The organism is Streptomyces sp. NPDC001927, from assembly GCF_053594455.1.
Genome location: NZ_JBSFEN010000001.1, coordinates 452,351 through 468,164, shown reverse-complemented (window position 1 = coordinate 468,164; position 15,814 = coordinate 452,351). Strand labels below are relative to the sequence as shown.

The 15,814-nt window shown below is 71.0% G+C and carries 15 protein-coding genes; 11 read left to right on the top strand and 4 right to left on the bottom strand.

Translation table 11 applies throughout. The features are described from left to right. Nucleotides 1–13: 13 nt before the first annotated feature. Both ACWCO8_RS01835 and ACWCO8_RS01830 read left to right on the top strand, forming a co-directional pair. A complete protein-coding gene (locus tag ACWCO8_RS01835) occupies nucleotides 14–658 on the top strand; it encodes an amino acid ABC transporter permease (protein ID WP_362012845.1) in 645 nt (214 codons plus the stop codon). Next, nucleotides 655–1,527 carry an amino acid ABC transporter permease gene (locus ACWCO8_RS01830; protein ID WP_451030446.1) on the top strand — a complete coding sequence of 291 codons (873 nt, stop codon included), beginning with the start codon at nucleotides 655–657 and terminating at the stop codon, nucleotides 1,525–1,527. Before ACWCO8_RS01835 ends, ACWCO8_RS01830 begins: the two co-directional genes overlap by 4 nt. Before the next feature lie 52 nt (nucleotides 1,528–1,579). Here ACWCO8_RS01830 and ACWCO8_RS01825 read toward each other — a convergent pair whose 3' ends face one another. Further along, nucleotides 1,580–3,145, bottom strand: coding sequence for an alpha/beta fold hydrolase (locus tag ACWCO8_RS01825; protein ID WP_451030445.1), 1,566 nt, complete (start codon nucleotides 3,143–3,145; stop codon nucleotides 1,580–1,582). Between the two features lie 137 nt (nucleotides 3,146–3,282). After that, entirely contained in the window at nucleotides 3,283–4,470 is a 1,188-nt protein-coding gene (locus ACWCO8_RS01820; protein WP_451030444.1) for an Ig-like domain-containing protein, read from the bottom strand. Between the two features lie 160 nt (nucleotides 4,471–4,630). Here ACWCO8_RS01820 and ACWCO8_RS01815 point away from each other — a divergent pair, with 160 nt between their 5' ends. Both ACWCO8_RS01815 and ACWCO8_RS01810 read left to right on the top strand, forming a co-directional pair. Next, on the top strand, nucleotides 4,631–5,221 hold the full coding sequence (locus tag ACWCO8_RS01815; protein WP_451030443.1) for a hypothetical protein: 591 nt from the start codon (nucleotides 4,631–4,633) through the stop codon (nucleotides 5,219–5,221). Between the two features lie 14 nt (nucleotides 5,222–5,235). Then, nucleotides 5,236–6,540, top strand: coding sequence for a cytochrome P450 (locus ACWCO8_RS01810; RefSeq protein WP_451030442.1), 1,305 nt, complete (start codon nucleotides 5,236–5,238; stop codon nucleotides 6,538–6,540). Here the strand turns inward: ACWCO8_RS01810 and ACWCO8_RS01805 are convergent. After that, nucleotides 6,491–7,222, bottom strand: coding sequence for a hypothetical protein (locus ACWCO8_RS01805; RefSeq protein WP_451030441.1), 732 nt, complete (start codon nucleotides 7,220–7,222; stop codon nucleotides 6,491–6,493). The genes ACWCO8_RS01810 and ACWCO8_RS01805 overlap by 50 nt on opposite strands. Nucleotides 7,223–7,326: 104 nt before the next feature. Here ACWCO8_RS01805 and ggt point away from each other — a divergent pair, with 104 nt between their 5' ends. Continuing rightward, a complete protein-coding gene (gene ggt / locus ACWCO8_RS01800) occupies nucleotides 7,327–9,129 on the top strand; it encodes a gamma-glutamyltransferase (protein WP_451030440.1) in 1,803 nt (600 codons plus the stop codon). Between the two features lie 53 nt (nucleotides 9,130–9,182). On the opposite strand, the gene map is transcribed toward ggt, so the two are convergent. Then, nucleotides 9,183–9,950, bottom strand: a complete 768-nt coding sequence (gene map, locus ACWCO8_RS01795) for a type I methionyl aminopeptidase (protein ID WP_451030439.1) — start codon at nucleotides 9,948–9,950, stop codon at nucleotides 9,183–9,185. A gap of 46 nt (nucleotides 9,951–9,996) precedes the next feature. On the opposite strand from map, the gene ACWCO8_RS01790 reads away from it, so the two are divergent. The 6 genes from ACWCO8_RS01790 (at nucleotide 9,997) to hydA (ending at nucleotide 15,812) form a co-directional block, all read left to right on the top strand. Continuing rightward, a complete protein-coding gene (locus ACWCO8_RS01790; RefSeq protein WP_362012864.1) occupies nucleotides 9,997–10,248 on the top strand; it encodes a helix-turn-helix transcriptional regulator in 252 nt (83 codons plus the stop codon). 34 nt (nucleotides 10,249–10,282) lie between these two features. After that, nucleotides 10,283–10,663 carry a PPOX class F420-dependent oxidoreductase gene (locus tag ACWCO8_RS01785; protein ID WP_451030438.1) on the top strand — a complete coding sequence of 127 codons (381 nt, stop codon included), beginning with the start codon at nucleotides 10,283–10,285 and terminating at the stop codon, nucleotides 10,661–10,663. Nucleotides 10,664–10,819: 156 nt separating this feature from the next. Next, nucleotides 10,820–12,079, top strand: coding sequence for a UL36 very large tegument protein (locus ACWCO8_RS01780; RefSeq protein ID WP_451030437.1), 1,260 nt, complete (start codon nucleotides 10,820–10,822; stop codon nucleotides 12,077–12,079). A gap of 180 nt (nucleotides 12,080–12,259) precedes the next feature. After that, entirely contained in the window at nucleotides 12,260–13,102 is an 843-nt protein-coding gene (locus ACWCO8_RS01775; RefSeq protein WP_362012871.1) for a nitrilase-related carbon-nitrogen hydrolase, read from the top strand. After that, on the top strand, nucleotides 13,099–14,379 hold the full coding sequence (locus tag ACWCO8_RS01770; RefSeq protein WP_451030436.1) for an aspartate aminotransferase family protein: 1,281 nt from the start codon (nucleotides 13,099–13,101) through the stop codon (nucleotides 14,377–14,379). The genes ACWCO8_RS01775 and ACWCO8_RS01770 overlap by 4 nt, the downstream gene beginning before the upstream one ends. A gap of 29 nt (nucleotides 14,380–14,408) precedes the next feature. Next, nucleotides 14,409–15,812 (top strand): dihydropyrimidinase, encoded by a 1,404-nt coding sequence (hydA, locus tag ACWCO8_RS01765; RefSeq protein ID WP_451030435.1) that lies wholly within the window; start codon nucleotides 14,409–14,411, stop codon nucleotides 15,810–15,812. The last annotated feature ends 2 nt before the right edge of the window (nucleotides 15,813–15,814 follow it).

The window sequence follows — 15,814 nt, the reverse complement described above, 5'->3', positions numbered from 1 at the left end:
GGAGGAGCCCGGCATGGACGTCCTGACAGACAACTTCGAGACCTACGGCGAAGGCTTCCTCGGCACCGTCGAACTCACCGTCTACTCCTCGGCCCTGGCCCTCGTCCTCGGCTTCGTGATGGCCGCCTTCCGGGTCGCACCGGTCGGCTCCTTCCGGGTCTTCGGCACGGTCTGGGTCACCATCCTGCGCAACACCCCGCTCACGCTGCTCTTCTTCGCCGTGATGCTGGGCCTGCCGCGCTTCGGACTCGTGCTCCCCTTCGAGCTCTTCGCCGTCCTCGCGCTCGGCTGCTACACCTCGGCCTTCATCTGCGAGGTCCTGCGGTCCGGCATCAACACCGTGCCGCGCGGCCAGGGAGAGGCCTCCCGCAGCCTCGGCATGACGTTCAGTCAGACCCTCAACGCGGTCGTGCTGCCCCAGGCGTTCCGCTCCGTCATCCCGCCCATCGGCTCCACCCTGATCGCGCTCGCCAAGAACTCCGCCATCGCCGGGGCGTTCAGCGTCAACGAACTCCTGGGCACCTACAAGACATTGAGCGAACTCGGCTACAACATCGTCTGGACCTTCGTCTGGATCGCCGTCGGCTATCTCATCATCACCCTCACCATCAGCGCGATCTTCAACGTCATGGAGAAGCGCTGGGGAGTCGCCCGATGACCGATTCCACCGCCCTCTACGACATCCCGGGACCACGCACCCGTCAACGCCACCTCCTCTACGGCGTCATCTCGACCGTCGTGATCCTCGCGCTCGCCGGCTGGATCCTCTATCTCCTTTTCGACACCGACCAGTTCACGGCCACCAAATGGTCGCCCTTCGAATACGTCGGCATCCAGGAGCTGTTGCTCCGCGGACTGGGGAACACCCTCAAGGCCTTCGCTTACGCCTCGGTGCTCTCGCTCGCGTTCGGCGCCGTCCTCGCGGTCGGTCGGCTGTCGGAACGCGCGGTCTTCCGCTGGGTCTCGACCCTGCTCGTCGAGTTCTTCCGCGCCATGCCCGTGCTTGTGATGATCTTCTTCATCTTCGTGGCGCTGAAGGTCCAGCCGCTGCCCGCCCTTGTCGCCGGACTCACCCTCTACAACGGCTCGGTGCTCGCCGAGGTGTTCCGTACGGGCGTCAACTCGGTCGACCGGGGACAGGGGGAGGCCGCGTACGCGCTCGGCCTGCGCAAGACCCAGGTGATGACCTACGTCCTGGCACCGCAGGCGCTGCGCGCGATGCTGCCCGCCATCATCAGCCAGCTGGTGGTGGCGCTGAAGGACACCTCGCTCGGATACCTCATCACCTACGAGGAGTTCCTGCACGCGGGGAAGCTGATCGCGTCGAACCTCGACTACGACCTGCCGTTCATCCCCGTCGTCATGATCATCTCGCCGATCTACATCGGGATGTGCGTGCTCCTCTCCTGGTTCGCCACCTGGGTGGCCAGGAGGGAGCGGCGCAGTCCCAAGACACAGGCCGTGGATGTCGCCCCGGCCGAACCAGGGACGCTGCTGCCGGGTGGGGGTCCCCCCACGCGGCCGTAGCGGCCGCGCAGTAGCTCGCGGGGAGCCAAGCCCGCCCGGCAGCAGCCGGTGATCACTCCGCTCGCAGTGGGACCGACAGGTACGAGGGGTCGGCCGCAGGGGAGGAGAAGGTCAGCTGCGCGCCGGTCGGGTTGTGCTCGATGTAGAGCGGGTCCACGGTGTCGACGACCACGGCGAGCCGGTGGCCCGCGGGGACGTCGTAGGCCGTGGAGAACAGCTCCAGGTCCACGGGGAAAGGAGTGCCGGGAGTCTTGCCGTGGAAGGTGTACGGCGCGTTGCTGACCAGTTTGCCGAGGCCGAGCGGGCCCACGTCGTAGAGGTACGCGACGAGGGTGCCGCTCTCCTTGGTGGAGGTGACCGTGGTGTGCAGCTTCGCCGTACCGCGCACCCGCTGGGGCGTGTCGTACCGCTCCGACTGCCACACGCCGGCGAAGGAGCGGGGGAGGAGGGGGATGGAGGCGACGGGCGGGGCCTTGACCAGCTGGTCCAGGAGGTTGGAGAGCAGGACCACACCGCCGTTGGCGCCGGAGTCGACGTTCGCCCAGATCCGCTGGGAGCCGCCGAGGGTGATCTTCCGCTCGTTCGCGCCGACCGACTTCCAGTCCGGGTAGCCCTCGTAGCCGCCGGTGGACCGCGACTTGAGCTGGACGGGCTGCTCGCGGTCGATGCCGTTGTCGACGCCCTTGAGGTGGTGGTCGAACCAGCGGTGGGCGCTGGTCCAGGTGTCGTTGGGCAGCCCGAGCAGGCCGGTCGCCTCGGCGGTGGCGTGGTCGCCGGGGCGGAACTCCAGGCGCTTGGGGCCCTGGAGCTTCTCGTAGAAGGAGGCGTACTGGTTGGGCGGGAAGATGGTGTCGCCCCAGGCGTTGCCGAGCATGATGGCGGCGCCGTTGGCGTTGATCTCGTCGAGGTAGGTGGCGGGTGACCGCTTCTCGCCCCAGGCGATCATCTCGCCTTCCTTGGCGAGGTTGGAGGAGAGGAAGTCGCCCAGGATCGCCTTGAGTTCGGGACCGGGGCGGCCGGTGAGATAGCCCGCGCCGCCGAGCAGGGCGGCGGCCTGGAGGTGCTGGGTGCGGCCGCTGTAGATGGACTCGATGAGGTCCGCCCAGCCGCTCAGCGCGGCGACGGCCTTGATCCGCTTGTCGTGCGCGGCGGCCAGGAGGCTGATCCCGGCGCCGTAACTCACGCCCGCCATACCGACCTTGGCCGGGTCGGCGGGCGTGTTCGCGAGCGCCCAGTCGATGACCTTGGAGGCGTCGGCCACGTCCTTGGGGCCCGCGGTCTCGATCTCGCCGCCGGACTGCCAGAAGCCTCGCGAGTTGTAACTCACCACGACATAACCGGAGTCGGCGAGCTTCTGGGCCTGGACGAGGTACTCGATCTGGGGCACGGCCCAGCTCGTGGGCAGCACGATCACGGGGTAGCGGGCCGCGGCGCCGGCGCCGGCCGGGGTGACGACGTTGGCCTTGAGGACGGTGCCACCGTCGCCGGCGATGTCGACGAAGGTTACGGAGGGGGCGGCGGTGGCGGCGGACGGGGCCGCGGTGGCGGCGGGGGCGAGCCCGAGGGCCGTCCCGGCCACCAGGGCGGCCGAGACGGCGAGGGCGAGGGGTACGCGCACGGGGGGTCACTCCTTGCTCGTGTCACTGGTGGGGACAGTGCAAAAGTGACCCGACGGTAACCGGCTGGGCTTACCTGAGGTAACTGGTCGGTAAGTTACGCGAGGGTAACGATTGTTGAACGCGCGAGGGACCGTGATCAGCGCAGCGCGCTCTTGGCCTGCCAGTCGGCCCAGGAGAGGTTCCACTCCCCGTACCCGTTGTTCAGGGCCTGCGTCCCCTTGGCGTCGGAACCGGTGACCTCGAAGGGGTCGCCGACCTGGACCGCGTCGTACACACTCTTCGCGTCGGCGTCGCTCATCCCGATGCAGCCGGAGCTCTTGTTGGCGTTGCCGAAGTACGCCGCGTTCCACGGCGCCGCGTGCGCGTACATGCCCGACCAGGTCAGCCGCATCGAGTAGTCGACCATCTTGTCGTAGGCGTCACCGAGGCCGACGGTCTCGGAACGCATGTTGATAGTCCCCTCCTTGGCCATCAGCACGGTCTTCCCGCGCCAGGACGCCTTCTCGCCCCCGGGCGTACCGGCCGACATGGGGACGTCCTTCACCGTCTGCCCGTCGCGCGTCAGCGTCAGCCGGTGGTTGTCGAGGTCCACCTTGACCACCTGGCTCTTCCCGATCGAGAAGGTGGTCGTGTAGTCGCGGACGAACCAGCCGCCGCCGGTGCCGGAGTTTATCCCGCTCAGGGAGGCGTCGAGCGTGACCTTCGTACCGGCCTTCCAGTACTCCTTCGGCCGCCAGTCGACCCGGTCCGAGCCCGTCAGCCAGTCCTGCATCCACCCCCAGGAACCCTCGGTGTTGTTCGAGGTGGTGACCTTGAGGTGCTTCTCGACCTCGGCCTTGTTCTTCACCGGGTGATCGAAGACGATCGACAGCGGCTGGGCGATGCCGACCGTGGTGTTCTTCCCCGGGGCGAGCGTCACCTTGTTGACCTTCTCGGGGGCTGCGGTCGTGAACGCGGCCTTCGCCGTGGCCCCGGCACCGTCCCGCGCCTCGACGGCGTACGCGGTCCCGGGCGTGGCGTTCCGCGCCGACGTCCACGTCCTCCCGTCCGCGGCCACCTTCCCGTCGAGCCGGCCACCCTTGGAGTCGGTCACCGTCACCTCACGCAGCTTCCCGTCCGCGAGCGTCACGGTGACCGGCTCACCGGCCTTGGCGCTCTCACCGGTGAGGTTCACGGATATCCGCATCGGCGGAACCTCCTTCCCCCCGCCGTTCCCACCCTCGCCCCCGGCGGCCGCCGCACCCCCGGAACACGAACTGAGCGCGGCGACGGCGAGGACCCCGGCGGTGGCGGTGAGCAGGGCGCGCGGGCGGATGCGGTTCACAGGGACAACCTCCTGAGTGATCTCTCTTGCCGAGGGAAGAGGGCATCAGGGCGGAGGAGGTTGCGATAATCCGATCTATTTCGGTGATGTCGGATGTGAGATGGGCGATACTCGGCCACCGAAACCGCCTGACCGCCCCACCCCGAAGGAGCACCACCGCATGTCCGACACCCCCGGGCTCTCGCCGTACCAGAAGGACCTGAGGGAGCGTGTACTCGCCGCACCGCGGGTCGACCCGCCGACGCCCTGGCGCTCGGTGTTCCAGCCGTACGCCGCCGTGGGTGGACTGCTCGGGATCGGCTTCGGGGTCGACCCCCGCAGCGGGCACGACCTCGTCATGGTCGTCTCGAGTACCGGGCACGGACTGTTCGACGCCGTCTCCGGAGAGAAGATCGCCCGAGACAGGGACCCAGAGGACGACATCCCCGAAGGCCCCGATCTCTCCTGCCCCGGACTCGGGCCCCTGACGCGGCAGCGGGTGCACATCGCCGGGCTCTACGGCGGCGGGCTGCACACCACCGCCCACGGCGGGTGGAGCGTGGACGCCGTCGCGCCCGCCTGGCCCCACCATCGCGTCCTGCTCTCCGCCGAAGGCGGGGCGCCTTGGCGCGGGCTCCACGGCGAGACGTGGTGGCACGTGTTCGACGCGACCTGGTCCGAGTTCCGCGCCGTCGGCTTCTCCCCGTCCGGGCGGACGCTCGCCGTCGCGACGAGCAGCGACCTGAGCCTCTGGACACGCACCGAAGAGTGAGGGGCCGTCTGGAAATGCGGGGACCGGCGGGCCAGGGTGGGGGCGTGGCGAGTGACAGAGACGTTCCCGATGCCTTCGACGCCTGTGATGTCTTCGATCCCAGGATCTACGCCGACGGCGTCCCGCACGACGCCTACCGCGCACTGCGCGACCGGAGGCCCGTCGCCTGGCAGGAGGAACACGAGGTCCTCGGGTGGCCCGCCGGGAGCGGCTTCTGGGCCGTGACGCGGCACGCCGACGTCGTACGGGTACTCAGGGAACCCGACGCCTACTCCTCGTACCTCGGCGCCACGCAGATCCGCGATCCCGACCCCGCCGACCTGCCGTTCATCCGACGGATGATGCTCAATCAGGACCCTCCCCACCACGGCCGACTCCGGCGACTCGTCAGCCGGGCCTTCACACCCGGGCGGATCGAACGGTTCACCGACACCGCGCGGGCGCGCGCCCGGGAGCTGCTGCAGGGCGCCCTCGACGACGGACCCGAGGTCGACCTCGTCCGCGCCGTCACCGACGACTACGCGCTGCTCAACCTCACCGACCTGCTCGGCGTCCCCGCCGGCGACCGGGGACTGCTCCTCACCTGGACCGAGCGGGTCATCGCCTACCAGGACCCCGACGAGCCACCCGTCCTCGACCACCAGGGACGGCCCGTCAACCCCCGCTCACCCGCGATGCTCGCCGAGATGTTCGCGTACGCCCAGGAACTCGCCGCGTACAAGAGGAAGCATCCCGCTGACGACGTCATGACCGTGCTCGCCGGATCCGAACTCCGGCCCGCCGAGCTGGAGATGTTCTTCTTCCTGCTGACCGTCGCCGGCAACGACACCGTCCGCAGCGCCGCCCCCGGCGGACTGCTCGCCCTTGCCCGCCACCCCGACGAACGCCGCCGACTCTGGAGCGGCGAGGTCGCCCTCGACCGGGCCGTCGAGGAACTCCTGCGCGTCCACCCGCCCGTGCTGTCGTTCCGGCGCACCGCGACCCGCGCCACCGAACTCGCCGGCCGGCACATCGCCGCCGGCGACAAGGTCGTCGTCTTCCACGCCTCCGCCAACCACGACGAACGCGTCTTCGTCGACCCCCACCGCCTCGACCTGACCCGTAACCCCAACCTGCATGTCTCCTTCGGCGAGGGGCCGCACGTCTGCCTCGGAGCCCACTTCGCCCGGCTCCAACTCCGTGTCCTGCACGAGGAGGCGCGTCACACCCTGGGCGACCTCGAACTCACCGCTCCGCCCCGCCGCCTCGTCTCGAACTTCGTCAACGGCCTCAAGTCGTTGCCGGTTCGACTGCGGGCGCGATCCGCGCCGCCCGCGTGACATCGGCGACCAGCTCCACCACATCGGGGCCGTACGCGTCCGAGTTGACGACCTTCAGGAGCAGCACGAAGGGACCGGAGCCGTACTTCCGCGCCAACTTCTCGTGGTGCCGGGCCAGATAGCGGCTCGCGGCCCGGTTGGCGACCGCGGCCTGGCCGCAGAGCAGGAAGACCGGCAGCCCGCCCTCGCCGCCGGTGAGACGGGCGAGGACCACATGCTCGGTGGACCCGTTCACACACCGGTACACCTCGCCCCCGACCGTGAACATGCCCCGGTCCGCCGCCGGCTCCGTCTCCACGTTCATCGTCAGACCGGGCAGCAGGGACGACAGATGCGCCGCCATCCGGCGGTTGGAGTACGGCCCGCCGACGCAGAACTCCGCGCGGTCGCCGAGCCCCTGCCGGGCCTCGTCGTGCTGGACTATCTCCGGGCGCGCCCCGCAGTCCTTGATCAGGGCGGAGAGTTCGAGCAGAGCGGAGACGTCGACATGGTGCACCGCGCGCTCGCTGCCCGCTTGACGGTTCACCACGAGCAGGCACTCGGAGCCGTCGCGCAGCCCGAAGAACGCCTGCTTGCGTCGGAGTTTCCGGCGCCACAGATACGTCCGGGTCAGCCAGCCCAGTGAGGCGCTGAGCCCGGTCGCCAGCACGCCCAGCACGACATTGCGCAGGTCTTCGTTCATGGGCGCGCATGCTAGCGGTACGGCGTACCACTGTTCGAGGCGGTCCTGACGGGAGGGCGGGCCGGAAGTTACGCTGCGCGGACGGTTGTTGACTGGAGGTACGGATGCGTCGTTCCGCCGCTCGGAAGGTCTCTCTGCTCGCCGTCGCCGTGACGGTGCTCTCGGTGGGCGCGGCCGCGCCACCGACGGGGAGCGGCCCGCGGCCGCCCGTGAAGGAACCCGTCGCCGTCGGCTACGGCGGCGCCGTCGCGAGCGTCGACGCCGACGCCTCCGCCGCGGGCATCGAGGTGCTCCGCAAGGGCGGCAACGCCGTCGACGCGGCGGTCGCCGTGGCCGCCGCCCTCGGTGTCACCGAGCCCTACTCTGCGGGCATCGGCGGAGGCGGCTACTTCGTCCACTACGACGCCAGGACCCGTACGGTCCGTACGATCGACGGCCGCGAGACCGCGCCGGCCTCCGCGGACGCGAACCTCTTCGTGGAGAACGGCGCGCCCATCCCGTTCGAGGAGGGCATGACCAGCGGCCGCGGCGTCGGCACCCCCGGCACGCCGGCGACCTGGAAGGCCGCGCTCGACACCTGGGGCAGCAAGTCCCTGCGCACGCTCCTCGAACCGGCCGAGCGTCTCGCCCGCGACGGTTTCACCGTCGACGCCACGTTCCGCGCCCAGACGGCCTCCAACGAGGCCCGCTTCCGGGACTTCCCGGCCTCCTCGGAGCTGTTCCTGCCGGGCGGCCAACTCCCCGTGGTGGGCTCGACGTTCAAGAACCCCGACCTGGCGCGTACGTACGAGAAGCTGGGCCGGGAGGGCGTCGGCGCGCTCTACCGGGGCCCGTTGGCGCGGGACATCGTCAACACGGTCCGTAAGCCTCCGGTACGGGACGGGGCCACCCGGGTGGTCCGCTCGGGCGATCTGACGGAGCGTGACCTCGCCACGTACGAGACGGAACGGCGCAGTCCCACGAAGATGTCCTACCGGGGCCTCGACGTCTACGGCATGGCCCCGTCCTCCTCCGGCGGTACGAGTGTCGGCGAGGCGCTCAACATCCTGGAGCGCACGGACCTCTCCTCCGCCTCGCGCGCGGCCTACCTGCACCGGTTCATCGAGGCCAGCCGGATCGCGTTCGCCGACCGGGGCCGCTGGGTCGGCGACCCGGCGTTCGAGGACGTGCCGACGCGGGAGCTGCTCTCGCAGCGGTTCGCCGACTCCCGCGCGTGCCTGATCCGCGACGACGCCGTGCTGACCAGTCCGCTCGCGCCGGGCGACCCGCGTGACCCGAAGGCCTGCGCGAGCGGCGGGACGGCTGCGCCGACGACGTACGAGGGCGAGAACACCACGCATCTCACGGTGGCCGACAAGTGGGGCAACGTCGTCTCGTACACGCTGACCATCGAGTCGACGGGCGGCAGCGGGATCACCGTCCCGGGCCGCGGCTTCCTGCTCAACAACGAGCTGACGGACTTCTCCTTCGCCCCGGCGAACCCGGCCGTCCACGACCCGAACCTTCCAGGGCCGGGGAAGCGGCCGCGCTCGTCGATGTCTCCGACGATCGTGCTCGACCGGCACGACCGGCCGGTCCTCGCGCTCGGTTCGCCGGGCGGGGCGACCATCATCACCACCGTGCTGCAGACGCTCACGGGCGTCGTGGACCGGGACCTGCCGCTCGTCGACGCCATCGCCGCGCCCCGCGCGAGCCAGCGCAACCAGACGACCACGGAGCTCGAACCGGGCCTGTGGAACAGCCCGTTGAAGGCTGAGCTCGAGTCCATCGGCCACGGCTTCCGGCAGAACCCGGAGATCGGCGCGGCGACCGGCGTCCAGCGCCTGCCGGACGGCCGCTGGGTCGCCGCCGCCGAGACCGTGCGGCGTGGAGGCGGGTCGGCGATGGTGGTGCGGCCGGTGGGGTAGGCGATGTAGGTGCGTACGGCTGGTGGACGCTGTAGTGCTCCCCTCGGGGGGCGCTACAGCGCGGTCAGGATCCTGGGGCCGTCGTCCGTGATCGCGACCGTGTGTTCCGCGTGTGCGGCGCGCGAGCCGTCGACCGTACGCATCGTCCAGCCGTCCCGCGCCGTGTAGTAGTCGTCGCCGCCCCCGGCGATGACCATCGGCTCGATCGCGAGGACCATGCCGTGGCGCAGCGGCATGCCCCGGCCCGGTCGTCCCTCGTTGGGGACGCCCGGGTCCTCGTGCATCCGGCGCCCGATGGCGTGCCCGCCGAATCCGTCCGGGATGCCGTAGCCGGCGTTCCGGCAGACGCGGCCGATCGCGTGCGCGATATCGCCGATCCTGTTGCCGACGACGGCGGCGCCGATGCCGGCCTCCAGGGCGGCGTTCGCCGTGTCGACAAGCCGTGTGTCCTGCGGGCGGGCCCGACCGACCGTGAAGCTGATGGCGGAGTCGCCGGCCCAGCCGCCGAGGAGTGCCCCGCAGTCGACGGAGACCAGGTCCCCGTCGGCGAGGCGGCGGTCCTCCGGGATGCCGTGCACGATCGCGTCGTTGACGGAGACGCACACGACGGCGGGGAACGGTACGGGCGCCCACTCGGGGCGGTAGCCGAGGAACGGTGATCCGGCCCCGGCCGCTGTGAGGACCTCGCGGGCCGCCCGGTCCAGCTCCTTGCCGGTGACGCCGGGCGCCGCCTTCTTCCGTACGGCCGCCAGCGCCTCGGCGACCACCCGTCCGGCGGCGCGCATGGCACGCAGGTTCTCGTCCGTCTTGATCTCCACCATGCCAATTACTATACCGCAATTACTATACCGGTATTAGTATGGCGACATGGTGCGCACACCCCTGACCCCCGAAGAGCGCGAGCGCGGCGAGCGGCTCGGCCGCCTGCTCCGCGAGGCGCGCGGCGACCGCTCGATGGTCGAGATCGCGGCGACGGCCGGACTCTCGGCCGAGACCCTCCGCAAGATCGAGACCGGCCGGGCTCCGACCCCCGCCTTCTTCACCGTCGCGGCCCTCGCGGCCGCCCTCGGCCTGTCGATGGACGACCTCGTGGTGCGGTGCGCACTGGTCCCCGTCTGACATCGGGCAGCCGCCCCTGCGTACCCTCGACCGCATGATTCCCGAGGAGCTGCGGCGCGGCCGCTACGTCAGCCTGACCACCTTCCGCAAGAACGGCACCGGTGTTCCGACCCCGGTCTGGTACGCCGTGGAGGGCGACGAGCTGTACGCCTACTCCCGTGCTGACGCCTGGAAGGTCAAGCGGCTGCGGAACGACCCGCGCGCGGTGGTCGCGGTCTGCGACGTCCGCGGGAACGTGAGCGAGGGCGCGGTCCGACTGGAGGGCACCGGCCGGCTTCTGGAGGGCGAGGAGCTGCGCCGGGTGCGGAAGCTGCTCTCGCGCAAGTACACCTGGCAGTACTGGCTCGTCGACTGGCCCGCCACGATCGCCCGGCTGGGCAAGCGGCCGCACACGGGGATCGCGGTCAGCTTCTGATTCCGATGCGATCCCGACTCTGATTCCGATTCCGACCCGTTCGCCGTCGAGGTGATCGCGGGGCGAAAACAGTCCGTAGTCGTCCCGTAACACGACTGGGGTCGAATACTCGTGGACCGGAAGGTTCCAGTCGAGTGCACGGGCGGTGCGGGCGATATGACGGTGTATCAACTCCCGGTGGAGATCGGCGCGTTCGCGCGCTGGCTGGGCGGCGTGGCGGGGCGCCTGGTGCCGGGCGAGGGCTGGTACGGGGTCTTCGCCGGCCGTGACCCGGAGGGCCTGCGGGCCTGCTTCGGCGGTACGGAGATCCCGCCCTGGGACGTCGTCGAGTCACTGCTCCAGGACCTGGGCGAGTCGCCCCACGGCGTCGAGGCGGCCCGGGCCAGGGCCCTGCACGGAGCGGCGGCCGCCGCCCACGACCGGCGACCGGGCGGGGCGGAGGCGCTTCGGGAGCGGCTGGCGGCGTTGGAGCACGAGCGCCGGCACGCGGAGACCCGCACCTACGAGCTCACCGCCCGCCTCCGCGACACCCCGCACGCCCCGGACGGTGACCGGATCGCCGACGCGCTGGCCTGGGCGGGGGACGACCACGCCCGCGCGACGTCCCGTGTCGCGGAGCTGACGGCGCGGCTGGCGGCGCTCGGCCCGGACCGGGAACGCACTCCTGCCCCCGCTCCCGCCGCCCGGCGCAAGCCGCGCGGCGCCCGGTACGCCTGGTTCGACGGCGTCGAGGACGCGCAGGGCCCCGCACCCGCGCCCAGCCCCGAGGCGGTCGAGCTCCCCGTGGCCGGGGCCGCGCCCCGAGGAGCCCGGTTCGGCGGCGCCGACGCGTCGCACGGACCCGCTGCACGTGCCGCCCGTACCGCCCCCGTGGCGACCGAGGCGGACGCCGTCCGCGCCGCCGGCAACGCCGTGTACGCCCTCCGGCGGCTGCGCGCCCAGGGGCGCAGCGGTGAGGCGCACGTGCTGCTCTGCGAGGCCGTCGCCGGGCCGCCCGGCTGGCTTCCGGCGCTCGCGGCGGAGCTGCACCGCGTCGGCCTCGGCGCCGACTGGTCCACCCTCCTCTGGGAGGCCGCCTCGCTGCCGCCCGGACGTCTCGCCGCCGTCGCCGGGGCGCTCGCCGACGCGGGCCGGGCCGAGGACTGCGAGCAGCTGCTGCGGCAGGGCGTCGCCCGCCCGGTCGGCGAACTCGCCGGGGCGTGCGCCGCGCTGCGCGCCGAGGGCCACCAGCGCGAGGCCCGGGCCCTGCTCACGGCCTTCGTGCGGGTCCGTACCCCCGAGGACGCCGCGCGGCTCGCCGCGGACGACCCGCGCGATCTCGTGCCCCAACTCCGGGAAGCGGCCCGCGCGCTGTCCCCGGCCCGCGAGCGCGACCTGGTCCACGCCCTGCGCGTCGCGGGCCTGCCGGTGACCTGATGGGCTTACCGTACGTGTCGGTGCGTGTCCGACATGGACCACTCGGGTAGGAAACATGATCGACTCCGGCGGTTCACGGCGGTGGTCTTGCTCCGGGGTGTGACGGGGCTTACGTTCTCCTCCTACGCACCGCGTCTACGTGCGTAGAGGCTCTCTGACGCCGCGCCGAAGGAGCAGCTCATGACCGACGTCGTACGCGCCGCACTTGTCCAGGCGACCTGGACCGGCGACACCGAATCCATGATCGCCAAGCACGAGGAGCACGCCCGCGAGGCGGCCCGGCAGGGTGCCAAGGTGATCGGGTTCCAGGAGGTCTTCAACGCCCCCTACTTCTGCCAGGTGCAGGAGCCCGAGCACTACCGCTGGGCCGAGCCCGTCCCCGACGGGCCGACCGTCACGCGGATGCGGGAGCTGGCCCGCGAGACCGGCATGGTGATCGTCGTCCCCGTCTTCGAGGTCGAGGGCGCCGGGTTCTACTACAACACCGCCGCCGTCATCGACGCCGACGGCACCTACCTCGGCAAGTACCGCAAGCACCACATCCCCCAGGTCAAGGGGTTCTGGGAGAAGTACTACTTCCGGCCCGGGAACGCCGGCTGGCCGGTCTTCGACACCGCCGTCGGCAAGGTCGGCGTCTACATCTGCTACGACCGCCACTTCCCGGAGGGCTGGCGCCAACTCGGTCTCAACGGCGCCCAGTTGGTGTACAATCCGTCGGCCACCTCGCGCGGCCTCTCCTCCTACCTCTGGCAGTTGGAGCAGCCCGCGGCCGCCGTAGCGAACGAGTACTTCGTCGCCGCGATCAACCGGGTCGGCCAGGAGGAGTACGGCGACAACGACTTCTACGGGACGAGCTACTTCGTCGACCCGCGCGGCCAGTTCGTCGGCGAGGTCGCCTCCGACAAGGCCGAGGAACTCATCGTCCGGGACCTCGACTTCCGCCTCATCGACGAGGTGCGGCAGCAGTGGGCCTTCTACCGCGACCGCCGCCCCGACGCCTACGACGGGCTGGTGCAGCCGTGAACGACCTGTACCACCGCCACCGCTCCGTCATCCCCGACTGGGTCGCCCTCTACTACAAGGACCCGATCGAGATCACCCACGGCGAGGGCCGGCACGTCTGGGACGCGGACGGCAGGAGGTACCTCGACTTCTTCGGCGGCATCCTCACCACCATGACCGCCCACGCCGTGCCCGAGGTGACCAAGGCCGTCGCCGAGCAGGCCGGCCGGATCATCCACTCCTCCACGCTCTACCTCAACCGCCCGATGGTGGAGCTCGCCGAGCGGATCGCGACGCTCTCCGGCATCCCCGACGCCCGGGTCTTCTTCACCACCTCCGGCACCGAGGCCAACGACACGGCCCTGCTGCTGGCCACCGCGTACCGCCGCTCCAACCAGATCCTCGCGATGCGCAACAGCTACCACGGCCGCTCCTTCTCCACCGTCGGGATCACCGGCAACCGCGCCTGGTCCCCGACGAGCCTCTCCCCGCTCCAGACCCTGTACGTGCACGGTGGCGTCCGTACCCGCGGCCCCTACGCCCAGTACAGCGACGAGCGCTTCATCGAGGCGTGCGTCGCCGACCTCGAAGACCTCCTCGGGCACACCCGGGACGTCGCCGCGCTGATCGCCGAACCCATCCAGGGCGTCGGCGGCTTCACCTCCCCGCCCGACGGGCTGTACGCCGCCTTCCGCCGCGTCCTCGACCGGCACGGCATCCTGTGGATCTCCGACGAGGTGCAGACGGGGTGGGGCCGTACCGGCGAGCACTTCTGGGGCTGGCAGGCGCACGGCCAGGCGGGTCCGCCGGACATCCTCACCTTCGCCAAGGGCATCGGCAACGGCATGTCGGTCGGCGGGGTCGTCGCCCGCGCCGAGATCATGAACTGCATCGACGCCAACTCCATCTCCACCTTCGGCGGTTCGCCGATCACGATGGCGGCGGGCCTCGCCAACCTCGGGTACCTCCTCGAACACGACCTCCAGGGCAACGCCCGGCGCGTCGGAGGCCTCCTTATCGAGCGGCTGCGCGCGGCAGTCGCGGGCGTCGACGCGGTACGGGAGGTGCGCGGCCGCGGCCTGATGATCGGTATCGAACTCACCCGCCCAGGCACCGACGAGGCGGACCCGGCGGCGGCCTCGGCCGTCCTGGAGGCCGCCCGCGAGAACGGTCTGCTGATCGGGAAGGGAGGCGGTCACAACACCAGCTCCCTGCGGGTCGCGCCACCGCTCTCGCTCACCGTCTCCGAGGCCGAGGAGGGCGCCGCGATCCTCGAACAGGCCCTCCGTTCCCTGTAGTTCACCGCCATCAGCCAGGGGGAACACCCGTGAGCACCCGCACCCTCATCCGCGGCGGCCTCGTCGTCACCGCCGCCGACGAGATCCACGCCGACGTCCTCATCGAGGACGGCCGGATCGCCGCTCTGGCGGCGCACGGCTCCGACGCGGCCGCCGGCTGGACCGCCGACCGTACGATCGACGCCACCGACCGCTACGTCATCCCGGGCGGCGTCGACGCGCACACCCACATGGAGCTGCCGTTCGGCGGCACCTTCGCCTCCGACACCTTCGAGACCGGCACCCGGGCGGCGGCCTGGGGCGGCACCACGACCATCGTCGACTTCGCCGTGCAGAGCGTCGGCCGCTCCCTGCGCGAGGGGCTCGACGCCTGGTACGCCAAGGCCGACGGCAACTGCGCGATCGACTACGGCTTCCACATGATCATGTCGGACGTGAACGAGTCGACGCTGAAGGAGATGGACCGGCTCGTCCAGGAGGGCGTGAGCTCGTTCAAGCTGTTCATGGCCTATCCGGGGGTCTTCTACTCGGACGACGGGCAGATCCTGCGGGCGATGCAGCGGGCCGCCGACGACGGCGGGCTGATCATGATGCACGCGGAGAACGGCATCGCGATCGACGTCCTGGTGGAGCAGGCGCTCGCCCGCGGCGAGACCGACCCCCGCTACCACGGCGAGGTCCGCAAGGTCCTTCTGGAGGCCGAGGCCACCCACCGGGCGATCCAGCTCGCGCGGGTCGCCGGGGCGCCGCTGTACGTGGTCCACGTCTCGGCGGAGGAGGCGGTCGCGGAGCTCGCGGCGGCCCGTGACAAGGGCCTGCCGGTCTTCGGCGAGACCTGCCCCCAGTACCTGTTCCTCTCGACGGACAACCTGGCGGAGCCGGACTTCGAGGGCGCCAAGTACGTGTGCAGCACGCCCCTTCGGCCGAAGGAGCACCAGGCGGCGCTCTGGCGGGGCCTGCGGACCAACGACCTGCAGGTGGTCTCCACCGACCACTGCCCGTTCTGCTTCACGGGCCAGAAGGACCTGGGCCGGGGGGACTTCTCGAAGATCCCCAACGGGCTGCCGGGCGTGGAGAACCGTATGGACCTGCTCCACCAGGCCGTGGTGGACGGCCACATCTCCCGCCGCCGCTGGATCGAGATCGCCTGCGCCTCCCCGGCGCGGATGTTCGGCATGTACCCGCAGAAGGGCACCATCGCGCCGGGCGCGGACGCCGACGTCGTGATCTACGACCCGCACACCGTCCAGACGCTGTCGGCGGAGACCCACCACATGAACGTCGACTACTCGGCGTACGAGGGGAGGACCGTCACCGGCCAGGTCGAGACCGTCCTCTCGCGCGGCGAAGTCGTCATCGACCAACGGAAGTTCACCGGGCGCGCCGGGCACGGCGTCTTCACCCCGCGATCCACCTGCCAGTATCTGAACTAGGA

Bases quoted from the DNA above. Each gene is read 5' to 3' on its own strand.
- ACWCO8_RS01835 (WP_362012845.1), top strand. From the start codon at position 14: ATGGACGTCCTGACAGACAACTTCGAGACCTACGGCGAAGGCTTCCTC.
- ACWCO8_RS01780 (WP_451030437.1), top strand. From the start codon at position 10,820: ATGACGGTGTATCAACTCCCGGTGGAGATCGGCGCGTTCGCGCGCTGG.
- ACWCO8_RS01830 (WP_451030446.1), top strand. From the start codon at position 655: ATGACCGATTCCACCGCCCTCTACGACATCCCGGGACCACGCACCCGT.
- ggt (WP_451030440.1), top strand. From the start codon at position 7,327: ATGCGTCGTTCCGCCGCTCGGAAGGTCTCTCTGCTCGCCGTCGCCGTG.
- ACWCO8_RS01790 (WP_362012864.1), top strand. From the start codon at position 9,997: ATGGTGCGCACACCCCTGACCCCCGAAGAGCGCGAGCGCGGCGAGCGG.
- ACWCO8_RS01810 (WP_451030442.1), top strand. From the start codon at position 5,236: ATGCGGGGACCGGCGGGCCAGGGTGGGGGCGTGGCGAGTGACAGAGAC.
- map (WP_451030439.1), bottom strand. From the start codon at position 9,950: ATGGTGGAGATCAAGACGGACGAGAACCTGCGTGCCATGCGCGCCGCC.
- ACWCO8_RS01805 (WP_451030441.1), bottom strand. From the start codon at position 7,222: ATGAACGAAGACCTGCGCAATGTCGTGCTGGGCGTGCTGGCGACCGGG.
- ACWCO8_RS01775 (WP_362012871.1), top strand. From the start codon at position 12,260: ATGACCGACGTCGTACGCGCCGCACTTGTCCAGGCGACCTGGACCGGC.
- ACWCO8_RS01815 (WP_451030443.1), top strand. From the start codon at position 4,631: ATGTCCGACACCCCCGGGCTCTCGCCGTACCAGAAGGACCTGAGGGAG.
- ACWCO8_RS01785 (WP_451030438.1), top strand. From the start codon at position 10,283: ATGATTCCCGAGGAGCTGCGGCGCGGCCGCTACGTCAGCCTGACCACC.